Source organism: Bacillus paralicheniformis (genome assembly GCF_001042485.2).
Classification (GTDB): Bacteria; Bacillota; Bacilli; order Bacillales; family Bacillaceae; genus Bacillus; species Bacillus paralicheniformis.
This window is the reverse complement of sequence record NZ_LBMN02000023.1, coordinates 35,487-50,362: the sequence shown is the minus strand read 5'-3', so window position 1 is coordinate 50,362 and position 14,876 is coordinate 35,487. Positions and strand designations below refer to the sequence as shown.

The following is a 14,876-nucleotide window of genomic DNA, read 5'->3' as shown; positions in this document are numbered from 1 at the left end:
GGGGAACCTTCTGACCACAGGTTCCCCGATTCACTTTCATATCGATTTAAGCGCCTCGGCGGGCGTTTGATCACCCGAAACCAAATCGAATGAACGCCGGAATGTATGCTCTTCGGTGAGCGCCACCAAGATGGTATCAGCCACATCTTCTCGCGGAATCGTTCTGCGCTCAAGGTTTTCCGCCGCTTTCACCCGGCCTGTACCCGGTTCGTTTAACAGGCCTCCCGGACGGATAATCGTGTAGTTTAATCCGCTGCCTTCAAGAATCCGATCCGCATAATGTTTGGCGACATAATACGGTTTTAACGCTTCACTCCAATTTTCACGGCGGTGTGCCTGCAATGTGCTGACCATAATAAAACGGTGGATGCCCGCTTTTTCGGCAGCTTCGATCGTTTTAACCGCCCCATCCAAATCCACCAAAAGCGTTTTATCAGCGCCCGTTTTGCCGCCTGAGCCGGCGGTAAAGACAATCGCGTCGCAGCCTTTCGCCGCTTCTGCGATGCTTTCCACAGTGCCTTCTAAATTAGCGAGCGCGGTTTCTGTTCCCGATTGTTTCAAAGCCTGCGCCTGTTCTTCGTTTCTCACCATTGCTCTGACTTGATGTTCATCGCTCTCATTCAAGCTTTTCGTCAAACGGCGCCCGATTTGTCCGTTCGCCCCCACTACAAACACTTTCATCTGCTCATCCTCCTTGTTGTCCAGTTTCTTTTTTCATTATTTCACTGTACAGACAATGTTTCAAACCGCCCGCTCTCCAAAATGTGCGAATGCTAAAAAGGCTCCCCATGATCACTGTAGGCAGCCTTTCAGATTATTGATAAAAAAGGTCGGACTTTTATAACCTGCCCTATTTTTATCCAATTCATTCTGTTTTCTGGTGATGAGAACCATTCAAGTCAAGCTTGCCGGATTTTCGAGATTTTGGCAGCAAAAGCGTTAAACGTAAATTCACCTTTTCTCCGCGGGCCGAAAATAACCAACCTCTCTCCTATTCGAAAAAACCTCGCGCTGATGACAGTCCGGATTTTTCATGCCTAAAGCCACAAGTATGTTGCCAGTGCCAATAAAAGCAAATAAAGGCCGGCAATGAAACGAAACACACCCTTTTTTTCGGAAAAAGGAGGGTTGATTAACATTACAATAATAGTGGGCGCGAATAATACAATGAGAAAATATTTGTATTCTATAAAAAACGTACACACGGAAAGAAGAATAGAGATATAGAAAACTGCGATAAAACCACTTCCAAACTTTTTCTTCAGTTCTAGCAGCTTATCTCTCTGTTGTGTATTAAACATAATGACCTCCTATCAGAATTTATGTCAATCATCGCAGCAACAACGTAAGAATTGAAAATAAAAAAATCAAGATTACTCCTTAGAAAAGCTGAAACCTCTGATTTAGAACAACTAAAAAACTAACTTTTCAGAGAGAAAAATACAGTTATAGACGGTGTAAGTTATACTATTTTTTGATTCCATTTATCCCCCCAATAATATGTATAGTAAAAGTGAACAATATTTGTGCTTAAAGAATACCATACACTAAATTGTTAAATCGAGGATTTTTTAGTTATTATTGTTTCAATGATAAATTATAATCAACAATCAAACATGGCAATCCCTTTTTATTTAGAGAGCATCTGTGACATCCAAAACTGGGCTCTAACAACCAAAAAACTTCCCATTCGTATCATGGGAAGCCTTTTTCGTTTCTATTCTATTCCGCCGATCTCATTGAAAGGAAAATAACGGAACTCAACTTTGCCGACAACGGAGTCCATTGTAATAAATCCGAAAAAGCGGCTGTCCTTGCTGTTTTGACGGTTATCACCCATCACGAACAAGTGGTCTTCCGGCACCTTTTGTTTGCCGGTTAATTTCTCCAGTGTGAAATTATCTGTTAAATGTTCATGAAGCGTCAGCTTTTGTTTGTTTTTCTTTAAATAAGGCTCATCATATACTTTTCCGTTAATATAAAGGACATCGTCCTTCATTTCGATCGTATCCCCCGGGAGGCCGATCACCCTTTTCACATAGTTTTCATCTGAATCAGGCGCGTGAAAAATAATTTTATCAAAGCGCTGAATATCGCTGATTTTACTAACCATGACCATGTTGCCGTCCTCTAAAGTCGGATACATTGAATCTCCCAAAACAGTTGACGGCGTAAACAGAAAATAGCGGCAAACCATGACAAGCGCGGCGGCTATGACAAGTGTTTTCACCCACGATAAGATTTCTTTTTTTCTACTATTTTTCATAAGTACTCTCCTTCACTTTCGGATCGTTTCATTGGCATTCCGCTCCTTCTATCCTATCAGACTGTCCGCCTGAATGCTTTCTCGCAAGCATCGGCAGGCGCAGCCGTAAAAAAATAGTTGATACATAATAATATTAGCGGTTGAAACGAAAAATCCTTTTATTCAATGTTGAATTTTGTCAGTTGATCAGCTTATTTACGGCACAACAAACCATTACATATGCACAGGCAAAACGCCCCTCTTTATAATACATTATCATATCATGACCCAAAGGCGGTGATTGCCTCAAAATGAGCAGCTACGAAGAGTACTATGACAATTACGATCCATACAGCCCTGAGCGGGAAAAAGAAAGACAGTCAAGGAAAGCGCTGCGTTCGGCGGATACCGATAAAACGGATAAAACGGATAAAACGGATAAAACGGATAAAACAAATAATACGGATAAAACCCGCAGCTCTGACGATGACCGGTTCAAATGCAGAAAAAGAAAGTGTTTTTCTGATGATGATGACGACCGTTTCAAGTGCCGCAGAAAGAAGTGCTGACCATTGATCTTTAAAGCCGATTCATATCGGCTTTTTTACATATACCACGGCTTCACCGTTCCAAGCCGGAACATTCATCCATTAGATGAATACCATAAATCTAAAAGGAGATGGAAATGAATATGAGTGTTCCGAAAGATGCCGTTTGCTCAATGCCCCATGATCATCAAAGGTCTTTGCACGATTTATGCCGCAAATACATGCACTATCACGTCGTGCTGAAAATGAAGGACGGCCGTTCCGTTCACGGGATCCTTGAAGGGGTGAACCGTCAGGAAGCATCTCTCCTCATTCCCGAAGACGTGACAGATGAAAGGCAGTTTTACGGCGGATACGGATATCCGCGCCGGCGATTCCGACGGTTCAGGAGCAGGATCTTCCCGTTTGTTATTATTGCCGCGCTGTATCCTTTTCCATATTATTAAGCAAAAGCCCGGTATGATGCCAAATCCATGAAACTTATTTTCCTTTGCTTCGTATATACAAAAACGACGCAAACCGAGGAAGGAGACAGATAAAATGGCATCTGCTAAACTGCAGCAGCGATTGGATCAATATAAAGCAATTTACTCTGAGTTAAAAAGCGATTTAAAATGGAAAGTCACAGATCAGCGGACATTGATGATGATTGCTTCCATGTATGTCGTCAACAAGCGGCCTTTTAATAAAGAACGGTTTTTAACGCTTAGTGAGGCCGTCAAACAGGCCGCCGGGACATTTTCGCCGTTAAAGTCGGCCCATCGCTATACATTCGCCGCTATGTTTGACGTGCGCTTCGAAGAACCTGAAACGCATATCAGACCTTTTTTCATTATTTACGAAAAACTGACCGGCAACGGATTCAAAAAAAGCATTTTCACCTACTTGTCCGCACTTATCCTTTTGACAAAATATCCTGATGAGCATGATCATGAAGACAAAATCAATCGGGCTTTGTCTATTTACAAAGGAATGAAGGACAAGCACGTCTTTTTAACATCGGCCGGCGATTACCCGCTCGCCGTGCTTTTGGCCGGTTCAGACATGGAAACAGGTGAACTGATCGACTATATCGAAGCATTTTACCAAAAGCTGAACCAAGCGGGTTTTCGCAAAGGGAACGATTTGCAGTTTCTCAGCCACATCCTCTCGCTTTTGCCGGAGCGGGATGCCGATCAGCTTGTCGCCCGCTCCCTTCGGATATACGATGAATTGACAAAAAAGCATAGAAGACCGAAGCCTGTCCAATACCCGGAAATCGGACTGCTTGCATTGCTTGAGAACGGTGAAAAAGACATAGATGCCATCACAATCATGGCAGGCGCATTGAACAGCGATAAACTGTTCAGGTGGCAGAAAGACATGAATCTGAAAACGGCTGTCAATTTGTACATGAGCGAAAAAACGGAAGATCCGACGCTTCTGGAAACAGGACTTTATCAAACGCTTGAAGCCGTTATTCAAGCACAACAGACGGCAGCAATCGCCATTATGACGAGCTCGGCTGCGGCGTCTCAGGCAAACGGCTCATGATAAAACATCAGCCGGCACAGACTGTTTGTGCCGGCTGATGCTCATTATTCGTCAATAACGGAAAAGGTGTTGATAATCCCGTTTGTTTTTTCCCAGGCTTTGCTCACTTTATTCGTATCCATATCATACGAATAAATCGTTCTCACCCTTGCTTCGCTCCCCGTTTCATCTTCAAGCAGCTTCGCATCTTTTGCTTCAGCGAGAAAGTAAAGTTTTTTCCCGTCTTTCGAGAATTGCGGCTGTGCTGAGTCGACTAATGAAAATGCCCGCTGATCTGAAATGATCGCTTTATATTTTTTCGTTTCGGCATCCATCGCATAAATCGACTTCTGATCATCAGCCGATTCTGTAAAGACGATCGTTTTGCCATCCGGCGAAATTGCCGTGTCATTGATAAATTTTGCGATCGTTTTCACCTGGTGCTGATCTTTCTCATCCGCCAGGGAAATGTTCATATTCGTCGGTTTGGGCGGCACTCCTTTGCTGTTGGCCTCATCTGTTTTTTGATAGTCTTCTTTCAATGAATAATGCAGCATAACGAATTGACTGTTCGCTTTGTTGTACTGATAGTAGCTGACACTCTCGTCCTTGTTGTTTAACGATGGATAAATGACGTGAAACGCCTTTTGTTTTAAATCAAAGGAAGCGAGGTGAAAATTTCTCTCCTCCGCAAGGTTGTATCGCATGAACAGCTTCGAACCATCCGCCGATAAACTGAGTCCGTCGACATATTCATCCCCTGAATATAGGGTTGTTTTTTCGCCCGACTGCAAATCCAGCCTGATCAAATGCTTCATATTGCTGTTATCGGTGTTCGTATAATAAAGAATGCGTTTTTTCCGGTCTAATGCCGCAGCCGGGTAATCCGTCATCTTTTCTTCATACAGCTTATTTTGATTTTCATAGTAAGCGGTCATCAGCTTCTGATCGGTTATCGATACGAGCAGGTCCGAACCGCCGCCCTTTGCCGGCTCCGCTTTTTCCGGGACGAAATAGCGGAAGGCCGCAAATGCGCCTGCGGCTAAAATGACGGCCGCCAACAAAAACACAAAGACTTTTTTCATATTCGCCCCCGCCAATTGAAAGAAGCAAGAAAACGATTTTCCTTGCTTCTTTTCTCCTATTTTTTATATGTATAATGTCCGGCTACCTTTCCTTTGCTTGTCGGAAATCCCAAAGCTCTAAAAGCTTTCGGGCTTACATCCAACACAGCGCCCGGCATTCTGCCGACATCATATTTATAGACTGTAATGACTTTCTTTGGTTTTGCTTTAGAATAGGCTCTTATTTTTGTGCCTTTTCTCGGAACATCGAAGCCCATCTTTGTGGCGCAGTCCCAATGGCCGAGCCTTTTGCCGTCAGCGCCGACTTTGCCCACGCCGTTGTACCAAGTGATGTAGCCGCTGACTTTTTTCGTTTTAGCACTCGCCTCACCGGCAAAATTGAATGCCAATAGTAAGCTGCCTGCCAAAACAAAAACAGAAAAAAGTATCTTCTTCATATAAAAATATCCTCCGTGAATGGGATTTTTTTCTGACATTCAAATTATACCTTTTTTCATAGAAATGGTATTTTACAGTTTGTTTACGTTTAAAATGCAATTATTACGCCCAGTTTTCTACCAAACTATCAAGAACAGATGACACCTTTGCCAGGATCGTTCGTATATAAAAGAGAAACCGAAATGAATAGGATGATCACAGTGAAAAAATCGAAACTGATCTCGTTATCCGCGGCTGCGATGCTTTTCGCCGTTCCCCTATCTGGATGTTCATCATCCGCTTCAGACCGTTCACAAGAGGTCTCAGAAGACCATTCCATTCAAAGATACGATCTCGTATGGTTTGATTACGTGAATGACAGCGAATCCGACAAAGCACCTTTACTGAAAGCATCATACGTGAAAAATGGGAAAGAAAAGACGGAGACTTTCAAAAAATATGTAGAAAATGTGGAAAATGTCGAACAGCCTTATATTAAAATCCGCGATCATGAAGCCTTCATCTACCGTCCCCCATACATCAAATATGACCAGGAGCCGCTTGAGGGCGTCGTCAAAGATAAAGTGGAACAAAAAAGCAGTGATGAACAATGAAGAAAAAAAGCGCTCCTCTTATTTTGATCATGGCGCTGTCTCTCTTGCTGCCTTTTGCTCAAGCAGAGGCAACAGGCAGCAATGGAACATCCGGAACCAAGGCTGCGAGTTCCTCGGCTAATAACAGCTCTTTAAAAACACGTCCGGGTTCAGTCAACCAGAGAATGCGCAGTTATATGAATCAGTCTGCGAGCCGACAATATTTAAACAAGAGCAGTCAGTTCAACGCCATCCAGCGGACATTGCCGTCCAATGCCCTATACAAAGGAAGCATCAAGCAAACACTCAATCAAAATCCTGCTGGATCAGCCTTTTTGAATTACTACTTTCCATACTGGATGATCTTCCACGCGGGCGGATATACAGCAGAACAAAAAAGCATGCTCCGCACCGCCGGAATCAAAGAAAAAGCGCTCTCTGAACGAAAAGAAAAAAGATATTGGCTGTTGATTGAAGATCAAAACGGAAAAGAACATGCCGTCCTCGTCTCGAAAAAACAGTATGACAACATTCAAAAAGGGGATCGGGTTGAAGTGCGCCGCAAACAGATCACCAAAAAATAGCTGAAACAAGTGCCGGTCATCATCATGATGCCGGCTTTTCTCGTCATATCAAAAAAGGGCTTGCATGGATGAAAACCATCTGTTAAAATTCGTTTCATAGCTAATGATTCTGAAAATAAAAAGGCAGGCGTCACGATTTGGATAGATCCCCCCATCTTCGACAGGAAGAACACGACACACTCATCAAGCTGAAACGCATGCCGATCGAGTCCTTGAATCTTGAAGCCATTTCGGTTGCCACCAACCTTTACCGGTCAGCGCAAAAGCTCCGCGTCAAAATGGAGACCGAGATCCTTTCCTCATATCAATTGTCATGGACGGCTTTTTCGATTCTTTACGATCTATGGGTATGGGGCAGGCTTGAAACGAGAAAACTCGCTGAACTGTCAGGCATTTCAACAGCCACTGCGAGCAATGTCATTAAAACGCTTGAAAAAAAGAACTTTTGCGGAAAAAGCACGGATCCGAGAGACCGCAGACACGTATACGCCGAGATCACCCCTGAAGGAAAAGCCGCTATTGAAGAGCTCTATCCGGCGTTCCACAAAGGGGAAACAATGCTGATCAAAGGCATGACAAAAGAGGAGCAGAATACATTGATCGAGCTCCTTCGAAAAGTGAACGACAATCTTCATAAACCATAAGCAACGACGGGAACAAGTAGCGGGCTGTCTCCCTGTTCCAGAGAGCCGGCGGCTGGTGCGAGCCGGTACAAAGGCAGACGCGAATTACCTCCCCGAGCTTTCTTTGTGAACCTTCAAGTAGCAAAGAACGGGAAACCGTTATCTGAAATAGAGCGGAAGACGGAGGTCTTCAACCAGGGTGGTACCGCGTGCATTTGAGCCACGTCCCTTATCGGGATGAGGCTCTTTTTTTATACAAAAAAGGAGGAGTTATCATGCAGCAACAACAATTTGATCAACTGACAACTGCCGAGAAGCGGGAAGTCGAAAGGCAGCTTCACTTATATATGAACGGAGCGGAGGAGGTCATTCCCCCGGAAGAACTGCGGGCAAAGCTGGCCAAATCGATTTTGACCGGCGAACCGCTGAAAATTAAGCTTGGTCTCGATCCGTCGGCGCCTGACGTTCATTTAGGCCACACTGTCGTCTTGAATAAGCTGCGCCAATTTCAGGAAAATGGACATATCGTCCAGCTCCTGATCGGAGATTTCACAGGAAAAATCGGCGATCCGACAGGAAAATCCGCCGCAAGGAAACAGCTGACGGACGAAGAAGTCCGCCGCAATTCCGAAACATACTTTCAACAGTTTGGAAAAGTGCTTGATCAGAACAAAGTCGAGCTTCACTACAACTCAAAATGGCTGAAACGATTAACCTTGGAAGACGTCATTGCGCTCGCGGGCAAAATTACCGTCGCCCGTTTAATGGAACGCGATGATTTTGAAGAAAGAATGGCCATGCAAAAGCCGATTTCGCTTCATGAATTCTTTTACCCGTTGATGCAGGGATATGATTCGGTCGTTCTCGACAGCGATATCGAACTGGGCGGAACGGATCAGCATTTTAACGTGCTCATGGGCAGACACTTTCAGGAAAAGTATGGAAAAGAAAAACAGGTCGTCATTCTCATGCCGCTGCTTGAAGGACTTGACGGGGTTGAAAAAATGTCGAAATCAAAGAACAATTACATCGGCATTGATGAAGACCCTCATGAAATGTTCGGAAAAACGATGTCGCTTCCGGACAGTTTGATGAAAAAATATATCCATCTTGCGACCAACCTGGAGGCGGAAGATAAAAAACGACTTGTAAAAGATTTGGAAACGGGGGCCGTTCATCCGCGAGATGCGAAAATGCTTCTCGGGAAAACCATCGTCAACATGTATCATGGAAGCGAGGCAGCCGAAGCGGCCGAACAGCAGTTTAAAAAGGTTTTTCAGCAAAACAGCGCGCCGGACAATATAACGCCTGTACACTGGCAAGGTGACGGAACGGTGCCTGTCACCGATTTATTGGTGACGCTCGGACTCCTCCCTTCCAAAAGCGAAGCCCGCCGAATGATCCAAAACGGCGGCGTTAAAATCAACGGCATCAAAGCAGAATCGATTCATGCGGATGTGGCGGTCGAACACGGTATGATTATCCAAGTCGGCAAACGGAAGTTTGTCAAATTGCAAATGTCTCAATAAACATTCAGCCTAATCATCCTTTTAAAAGGATCGATTAGGCTGTTTTTCATGAAAAGCGCAGGCGTTAGAATTTGCAACAGGTCGGTATTCAATCGCCTGATGGTTTCGATTCGAAAAGCATATCCGAACGGCCTCCCGAACACCTTGATCTTAATTTTGCCTTCACCTCTCTGATTGCAAATAAGGCCGCCAGCGGCGGCCTGCCATTTTACGATTCATTTGTCTTCTCTTATGCAGCAACAGCGCTGCCATCCTTCCTTCAGCAGCTCAAATGTCAGCTCGTTTGTGTCGGGCACGATCAAATCAGCCCCGCTCAGCGATGTCTCATCACCGACTCCCACCGCAAACATCCCTGCGGATTTGATCGCGGCGATCCCGGCTTCAGCGTCTTCGATTGCTGCACACTGAGACGGAGGCACACCGAGCAGCGCTGCGGCAGTCAAAAAGATTTCGGGGTCGGGCTTTCCGCGAGCAAGCGCAGCCGGGTCAACGACAGCATGAAATTCGTCCATGAGCCCGAGCCGTTGCAAAATAGCGGGCGCGTTTCGGCTTGACGAAGCTAACGCGATGCTTACATTTTCCCTTTTCAATTCGGCAAATAGCCCGGCGATTCCCGGCAACAGGTCATGCGGTGTCAAGTTTTGGATCAGCTGTTGGTAGTATTGATTTTTCCGGCGCATGATCTCTTGTTTCTCCGCCTCCCGATACGTTCCGGCCGCACCGCCGTGAATCAAAATCGTGTTAAGCGACCGCTCTCTGTCGATTCCTTTCAGTCGTTCATTAAAGCTCCGGTCAATCTCAATGCCGATTTGTTCGGCAGTATGTTTCCAAGCGAGATAATGATGCTCGGCCGTATCCGTGATCACGCCGTCCAAGTCAAAAATGACCGCTTTCATAATGTCGAACCCTTTGCCCGGCTGATCATCATAAAAGCTTCATAGGGTTCCATGTCCATGCTGCCGCTTATATCAAGCCGATCGCGGGCGTAATTGGATAACAGCACATCCCACTTGTCTTCAAGCAATTCCGGCGGAGCATGAAACAGCGCCTTTTCTTCTGACAAATTCACGGCGACTAACAGCTTTTCGCCCCGGTATTCACGGATATACGCAAAGATTTGCGGATCATCCTCAAGCAGCAGCTGGTAATCTCCATGTACGATAACTTTATGTTGTTTGCGCAGCCCGATGAGCTTCTGATAATAATAGAAAATCGAATCTTCATCTGAGAGCGATTCTTTCACATTGATTTCTTGATAGCGGGGATTTACCGCCAGCCAAGGCTCTCCATCTGTGAAGCCCGCGTGTTTTCCGTCATCCCATTGCATCGGCGTTCTCGCGTGATCCCGCCCTTTTTTCGCCACGGCTTTTCGAAAGTCTTCCTCTGTCATCGTTTGATTTTCGAGGACAAGTTCGCGGTATGCGTTTTTGATTTCGAGATCATCATACATCTCGAGCGGCATTTCACTGTTTGTCATGCCGATTTCTTCTCCCTGATAAATGAACGGGGTTCCCTTCATCCCGTGCAAGACCGTTGCAAATGCTTTGGCGCATTGTTTGCGCAGTTCGCGGTCATTGCCCCAGCGGGATATGACCCTCGGTTGATCATGATTTTCGAAATAGAGCGTGTTCCAGCCGACATTCATTAAAGCGGCCTGCCACCTCGTCATCGTCTTTTTTAAAGCGATCGGATCAAACGGCTTCATCTGCCATTTCCCATTCGGCGAATGTTGTTTTGTATCGATGTCCATATGTTCAAATGTAAAAATCATGTTCAGCTCATGTCTGCTTGGATCCGTGTATTTTATCGCTTCTTCAACATCTGAGCCGTTTGCTTCGCCGACCGTCATGCAGTCGTAACGGGACAGCACTTCCCGGTTCATCTCTTGTATAAATTCGTGCAGACGGGGGCCGTTTGAATGATAGCGGCCGACTACATAAGGACGGCTGTTATCTGTTTCATAATCGGGAAAGTCGACGTATTTGGAAATGGAACCGATCACATCCATCCGCCAGCCGTCAACGCCTCTGTCCATCCAAAACGTCATCAAATCGTATACTTCCCGGCGAACCGCTTCATTCTCCCAGTTTAAGTCAGGCTGCTTTCTCGAAAAGTAGTGAAGGTAATATTGCCCTGTCCGCTCATCGAATGTCCACGCCGATCCTGAAAAGATCGATCCCCAATTGTTCGGTTTTGAACCGTCCGCCTTTGGATCTTTCCAAAAATAATAATCACGGTAAGGATTGTCCTTTGACTTGCGGCTTTCGGCAAACCAGGCATGTTCATCAGACGTGTGGTTCACGACAAGATCCATGATGATTTTCATTCCGCGTTTATGCACTTCATCAATCAATTGAAACATATCATCGTTCGTCCCGAACTTTTCGTATATGCTTCTGTAGTCGCTGATGTCGTAGCCGTTGTCATCTTGCGGGGAATCAAACACAGGACACAGCCAGATAACATCGGCTCCGAGGCTTTTAATGTAATCGAGCTTTTGAATCACGCCCTGCAAATCACCGAATCCGTCTCCGTTGGAATCATAAAAACTCCGCGGGTAAATTTGATACACGACTGCCTCTTTCCACCATTGACTCATCGGGCATCCTCCTTTCATACCGTCCGTTCAGTGCGATTTGCTCTCCATAAACTGTCATGGAAAGCGGTTCTCCTTTTACAAGGTTGAAGGCGACGCTGTTTTCCTCTACCTGCACATTGATTAGCCGGTTCCGATAATTGATGTTGAACGAATAACCGTCCCATTCCTTCGGCAAAAACGGAGCAAACGACAGCGTCTCATCTTGGGTCCGCATGCCGGCAAATCCTTGCACGATCGCGAGCCAGCTTCCAGTCATCGATGTAATATGAAGCCCTTCCTCTGTGTCATGATTGTAATTATCCAGGTCAAGCCTCGCTGTACGCTTATACAGTTCAAGCGCTTTCTTTTCCATTTTGAGTTCAGCCGCCAGCACCGCATGGACAGACGGCGAAAGGCTCGATTCATGAACCGTCATCGGTTCATAAAATTCAAAGTTGCGCCGTTTTTCTTCCGTCGTAAATCGATGATTAAAGAAATAAATGCCTTGCAGAACATCCGCCTGCTTAATAAAACTGGAGCGGAGAATTTTGTCCCATGACCAATTCTGATAGAGCGGGCGGTCATCCGGTTCAAGCTCATCCGCTGCCTGAAGCTCTTTATCCAGGAATGTATCATGCTGAATAAAAACATTTAATTCCTCACTGTATGGATAGTACATTTTCGCAATGATATCCTTCCACCTCTCCATCTCGGCTTCCCGTATATCAAGCCGACGGCGTTTTTCCTCCGGGAGGACAGCGAGGTTTTCGAGCGTGTACTCAAGCGTCCACGACGCAATCAAATTCGTATACCAGTTGTTGTTGACATTGTTTTCATATTCATTCGGCCCTGTAACGCCGTGGATCATATATTTGTTGTTACGTTTTGAGAAGTGGACACGGTCAGCCCAAAATCTGCTGATTTCGACGAGAACGTCTATCCCGTATTCTTTCATATAGTCACGGTCGCCTGTGTAATTGACATAATTGTAGATCGCATAACAGATTGCGCCATTGCGGTGAATTTCTTCGAAGGTGATCTCCCATTCATTGTGGCATTCATCGCCTGTGAAGGTCACCATCGGATAAAGGGCTCCCTTCAGCCCCAGTTTGGCCGCATTCCGTTTAGCTGCCTCCAAATGATGATATCGGTATAAAAGCAGATTCTTTGTCACCTCCGGCTCGGCCGTCGCCAAATACACAGGAACGGCGTACGCCTCAGTATCCCAGTAGGCGGCTCCTCCGTATTTCTCGCCCGTGAATCCTTTCGGCCCGATGTTTAAGCGCGAATCGGTTCCGTAGTATGTCGAGAAAAGCTGAAAGAGGTTGTACCGGATGCCCTGCTGAAGCTCATCATCCCCTTTAATTTCAATGTCAGCCTTTGCCCACCTTTCCATCCAATGTTCGGTATGCCTCCGCTTTGCTTCTTCATATCCCTGCTGAAGAACATCAGCCAAAAGCGCCCTGCCCTTTACTAAAAGCTCTGCTTCTTCAAAGTCCCGGGACGTTGTGACAATGATCAATTTTTTTAAAGAAGCCTTTGTTCCCGGCTTCACTTCGTAACAGAAGCGGTTTTCCGCGTACATCGCATCCGTTTGAAAATGCTCGCTGACATATCCTTCTGTCACATTGCACATTGAAGCAGCCACCGTAAAACGCGGCGTTCCAAACGGATTCTCAATCGTTTTCGTCACAAGATGACCGCGATGAGATTCGGCGCCTTTCGCTTCTTCCTGCCAAAACCGCTCTTCGAAATTGGCATCCTCATTTGCGACATGGCCATCAAGATAAGGGACAAGTGTAATAACAGCTTCATCGGTCAGGCATTCCGCTTCATAATGAATCGCGCACAGCTGCTGGACATCAAGACTAAGAAAGCGCTCCGACGAAATTTTGACAGCCTTTTGATTCACGCGAACGACAGCGCTTCTCCGCAGGATGCCTTCCTTCATATTGAGCTCCAATTCAAACGATTCGATGCCGTTTTGATTGAGGTCGACTTTTTCGTCGTCTACATATACATCAATTCCGATGAAATTCATCGCATTGATCACTTTCCCGAAATATTCGGGATAGCCGTTTTTCCACCAGCCGACACGCGTTTTGTCCGGGAACCAAACCCCTGCGATATATGTGCCTTTGAGACTTTCGCCTGAATAGCTTTCTTCAAAATTCCCCCTGATCCCCATATAGCCGTTCGCCAAGGATGTCAGACTTTCCTGAAGCCGCTTATGTTCTTTTTCAAATTGGTTTGTTTTGATTTTCCACTGGTCGATCTCAAATAGCCGCTGATTTACCATGATTTCCTCCTGACTGAAGATTTTCGTTGTGATGGCGGGTTTTGAATATATGCCTGAAGATGAAAGAGACCATCAAAGCGCTTCCGCACGAATGGATGAGCAGCATCATGATGAAGTCAAAGCGGATCATACCAAAAGCCATTGCAGCCGCTGCCGGAAGCGCTGATCCGCACACCGCCGCTGCGGCCGCTTCCTTAAACGACCTTATCCCGGTCATGTTGGATTTTTTGGAGATCCAGATGCCTCCCGTCAGAACGGCCGTTACAAAAAGCGAAATGATGAAAACCGCGGAACAGGCCAGCATGATGATAAGCGGCTTATATTGGGCAAACCACATGGCACCGATAAAATCCCCTACATGATCGGCATCCAGATCATTCAGCCCGGCCTTTGCCGGATAGCGGACAGAAAACCCCGCTCCGCTTTGATCGCTGATAATCAGATGATCTGACTGAAAGATGAGCGCGTTTTGATAGCCGCCTTCCGCCTTTATCCGGCCGTTCTCACCGCTTGTTTTCAATTCATGCTTCAAATCGACCGCCAGCAAGGTTTTCTCTTTCTCCACACGGTACAGCTCGTCTGTGCCTGTCAATCTCCCGTTTGTCAATTGGTAGCCTTTTAATTGTTTGATGAATTGCGCGTCAGCCTTTTGAACAACGTTTGGGAGCAAATTCCCGGCGTTGAAGCGGTCCATTTTCATCAACGCAATCGACACGGGCGCCGTTAAGCAAGCTGTCAAAAACATAAACAGAAAAGAAATTTCGAGCCAGCTGAATGTATGTTTGCAGCGCATGACGCCCGCCGGTGATGCCGCTGCTTTAAGAAAGCGGACGATCAGCTTTTCGTGTCTCATGTCGTTCATC

General features: G+C 45.8%; 16 protein-coding genes and 1 other annotated feature. Of the genes, 7 read left to right on the top strand and 9 right to left on the bottom strand.

The features are described from left to right. Positions 1 to 36 precede the first annotated feature (36 nt). From ACH97_RS15525 to lepB, 3 genes are all read right to left on the bottom strand, one after another. Positions 37 to 681 (bottom strand): SDR family oxidoreductase, encoded by a 645-nt coding sequence (locus tag ACH97_RS15525; protein WP_020450418.1) that lies wholly within the window; start codon positions 679 to 681, stop codon positions 37 to 39. Between the two features lie 356 nt (positions 682 to 1,037). Beyond that, the gene (locus ACH97_RS15520) at positions 1,038 to 1,301 is read right to left on the bottom strand and encodes a hypothetical protein (RefSeq protein ID WP_033155046.1); all 264 of its coding nucleotides are present in this window, start codon (positions 1,299 to 1,301) and stop codon (positions 1,038 to 1,040) included. A 416-nt stretch (positions 1,302 to 1,717) separates the two neighbouring features. Next, entirely contained in the window at positions 1,718 to 2,266 is a 549-nt protein-coding gene (gene lepB, locus ACH97_RS15515; protein WP_020450416.1) for a signal peptidase I, read from the bottom strand. A 290-nt stretch (positions 2,267 to 2,556) separates the two neighbouring features. Between lepB and ACH97_RS15510 the strand changes: the two genes are divergently transcribed. From ACH97_RS15510 to ACH97_RS15500, 3 genes are all read left to right on the top strand, one after another. Continuing rightward, positions 2,557 to 2,814: a hypothetical protein gene (locus ACH97_RS15510; RefSeq protein ID WP_020450415.1), complete on the top strand. Its 258-nt coding sequence runs from the start codon at positions 2,557 to 2,559 to the stop codon at positions 2,812 to 2,814. A gap of 116 nt (positions 2,815 to 2,930) precedes the next feature. After that, positions 2,931 to 3,239, top strand: coding sequence for a hypothetical protein (locus ACH97_RS15505; protein WP_020450414.1), 309 nt, complete (start codon positions 2,931 to 2,933; stop codon positions 3,237 to 3,239). A gap of 94 nt (positions 3,240 to 3,333) precedes the next feature. Next, positions 3,334 to 4,326 (top strand): DUF4003 domain-containing protein, encoded by a 993-nt coding sequence (locus ACH97_RS15500; protein WP_020450413.1) that lies wholly within the window; start codon positions 3,334 to 3,336, stop codon positions 4,324 to 4,326. Positions 4,327 to 4,370: 44 nt separating this feature from the next. Here ACH97_RS15500 and ACH97_RS15495 read toward each other — a convergent pair whose 3' ends face one another. Both ACH97_RS15495 and ACH97_RS15490 read right to left on the bottom strand, forming a co-directional pair. Further along, positions 4,371 to 5,390: a PD40 domain-containing protein gene (locus ACH97_RS15495; protein WP_020450412.1), complete on the bottom strand. Its 1,020-nt coding sequence runs from the start codon at positions 5,388 to 5,390 to the stop codon at positions 4,371 to 4,373. Between the two features lie 56 nt (positions 5,391 to 5,446). Next, complete coding sequence (locus tag ACH97_RS15490; RefSeq protein ID WP_020450411.1) at positions 5,447 to 5,827, bottom strand: RlpA-like double-psi beta-barrel domain-containing protein; 381 nt, start codon at positions 5,825 to 5,827, stop codon at positions 5,447 to 5,449. A gap of 192 nt (positions 5,828 to 6,019) precedes the next feature. Between ACH97_RS15490 and ACH97_RS15485 the strand changes: the two genes are divergently transcribed. From ACH97_RS15485 to tyrS, 4 genes are all read left to right on the top strand, one after another. Then, positions 6,020 to 6,421: a hypothetical protein gene (locus tag ACH97_RS15485; RefSeq protein ID WP_228119649.1), complete on the top strand. Its 402-nt coding sequence runs from the start codon at positions 6,020 to 6,022 to the stop codon at positions 6,419 to 6,421. Continuing rightward, positions 6,418 to 6,984 carry a hypothetical protein gene (locus ACH97_RS15480; protein WP_020450409.1) on the top strand — a complete coding sequence of 189 codons (567 nt, stop codon included), beginning with the start codon at positions 6,418 to 6,420 and terminating at the stop codon, positions 6,982 to 6,984. Before ACH97_RS15485 ends, ACH97_RS15480 begins: the two co-directional genes overlap by 4 nt. A gap of 197 nt (positions 6,985 to 7,181) precedes the next feature. After that, entirely contained in the window at positions 7,182 to 7,628 is a 447-nt protein-coding gene (locus ACH97_RS15475; RefSeq protein ID WP_223254891.1) for a MarR family transcriptional regulator, read from the top strand. Next, positions 7,623 to 7,840: a binding site (T-box leader), on the top strand. Its footprint overlaps the gene before it by 6 nt. Before the next feature lie 42 nt (positions 7,841 to 7,882). Next, positions 7,883 to 9,136 (top strand): tyrosine--tRNA ligase, encoded by a 1,254-nt coding sequence (gene tyrS / locus ACH97_RS15470; protein WP_020450407.1) that lies wholly within the window; start codon positions 7,883 to 7,885, stop codon positions 9,134 to 9,136. Positions 9,137 to 9,351: 215 nt separating this feature from the next. Here tyrS and pgmB read toward each other — a convergent pair whose 3' ends face one another. Genes pgmB through ACH97_RS15450 form a run of 4 tightly spaced genes read right to left on the bottom strand, consistent with a single transcriptional unit; the run spans position 9,352 to position 14,875 of the window. Next, complete coding sequence (pgmB, locus tag ACH97_RS15465; protein ID WP_020450406.1) at positions 9,352 to 10,032, bottom strand: beta-phosphoglucomutase; 681 nt, start codon at positions 10,030 to 10,032, stop codon at positions 9,352 to 9,354. After that, the gene (locus ACH97_RS15460) at positions 10,029 to 11,735 is read right to left on the bottom strand and encodes a glycoside hydrolase family 13 protein (protein ID WP_020450405.1); all 1,707 of its coding nucleotides are present in this window, start codon (positions 11,733 to 11,735) and stop codon (positions 10,029 to 10,031) included. Before ACH97_RS15460 ends, pgmB begins: the two co-directional genes overlap by 4 nt. Next, on the bottom strand, positions 11,677 to 14,013 hold the full coding sequence (locus ACH97_RS15455) for a glycoside hydrolase family 65 protein (protein ID WP_020450404.1): 2,337 nt from the start codon (positions 14,011 to 14,013) through the stop codon (positions 11,677 to 11,679). The genes ACH97_RS15460 and ACH97_RS15455 overlap by 59 nt, the downstream gene beginning before the upstream one ends. Further along, positions 13,991 to 14,875, bottom strand: coding sequence for a DUF1189 domain-containing protein (locus ACH97_RS15450; protein WP_020450403.1), 885 nt, complete (start codon positions 14,873 to 14,875; stop codon positions 13,991 to 13,993). The genes ACH97_RS15455 and ACH97_RS15450 overlap by 23 nt, the downstream gene beginning before the upstream one ends. Position 14,876 lies beyond the last annotated feature (1 nt).

What these genes read in the sequence shown, in the direction of transcription:
- ACH97_RS15525 (WP_020450418.1), bottom strand. Translation starts at nt 681, where the DNA reads ATGAAAGTGTTTGTAGTGGGGGCGAACGGACAAATCGGGCGCCGTTTG.
- ACH97_RS15520 (WP_033155046.1), bottom strand. Translation starts at nt 1,301, where the DNA reads ATGTTTAATACACAACAGAGAGATAAGCTGCTAGAACTGAAGAAAAAG.
- lepB (WP_020450416.1), bottom strand. Translation starts at nt 2,266, where the DNA reads ATGAAAAATAGTAGAAAAAAAGAAATCTTATCGTGGGTGAAAACACTT.
- ACH97_RS15510 (WP_020450415.1), top strand. Translation starts at nt 2,557, where the DNA reads ATGAGCAGCTACGAAGAGTACTATGACAATTACGATCCATACAGCCCT.
- ACH97_RS15505 (WP_020450414.1), top strand. Translation starts at nt 2,931, where the DNA reads ATGAATATGAGTGTTCCGAAAGATGCCGTTTGCTCAATGCCCCATGAT.
- ACH97_RS15500 (WP_020450413.1), top strand. Translation starts at nt 3,334, where the DNA reads ATGGCATCTGCTAAACTGCAGCAGCGATTGGATCAATATAAAGCAATT.
- ACH97_RS15495 (WP_020450412.1), bottom strand. Translation starts at nt 5,390, where the DNA reads ATGAAAAAAGTCTTTGTGTTTTTGTTGGCGGCCGTCATTTTAGCCGCA.
- ACH97_RS15490 (WP_020450411.1), bottom strand. Translation starts at nt 5,827, where the DNA reads ATGAAGAAGATACTTTTTTCTGTTTTTGTTTTGGCAGGCAGCTTACTA.
- ACH97_RS15485 (WP_228119649.1), top strand. Translation starts at nt 6,020, where the DNA reads ATGATCACAGTGAAAAAATCGAAACTGATCTCGTTATCCGCGGCTGCG.
- ACH97_RS15480 (WP_020450409.1), top strand. Translation starts at nt 6,418, where the DNA reads ATGAAGAAAAAAAGCGCTCCTCTTATTTTGATCATGGCGCTGTCTCTC.
- ACH97_RS15475 (WP_223254891.1), top strand. Translation starts at nt 7,182, where the DNA reads ATGCCGATCGAGTCCTTGAATCTTGAAGCCATTTCGGTTGCCACCAAC.
- tyrS (WP_020450407.1), top strand. Translation starts at nt 7,883, where the DNA reads ATGCAGCAACAACAATTTGATCAACTGACAACTGCCGAGAAGCGGGAA.
- pgmB (WP_020450406.1), bottom strand. Translation starts at nt 10,032, where the DNA reads ATGAAAGCGGTCATTTTTGACTTGGACGGCGTGATCACGGATACGGCC.
- ACH97_RS15460 (WP_020450405.1), bottom strand. Translation starts at nt 11,735, where the DNA reads ATGAGTCAATGGTGGAAAGAGGCAGTCGTGTATCAAATTTACCCGCGG.
- ACH97_RS15455 (WP_020450404.1), bottom strand. Translation starts at nt 14,013, where the DNA reads ATGGTAAATCAGCGGCTATTTGAGATCGACCAGTGGAAAATCAAAACA.
- ACH97_RS15450 (WP_020450403.1), bottom strand. Translation starts at nt 14,875, where the DNA reads ATGAACGACATGAGACACGAAAAGCTGATCGTCCGCTTTCTTAAAGCA.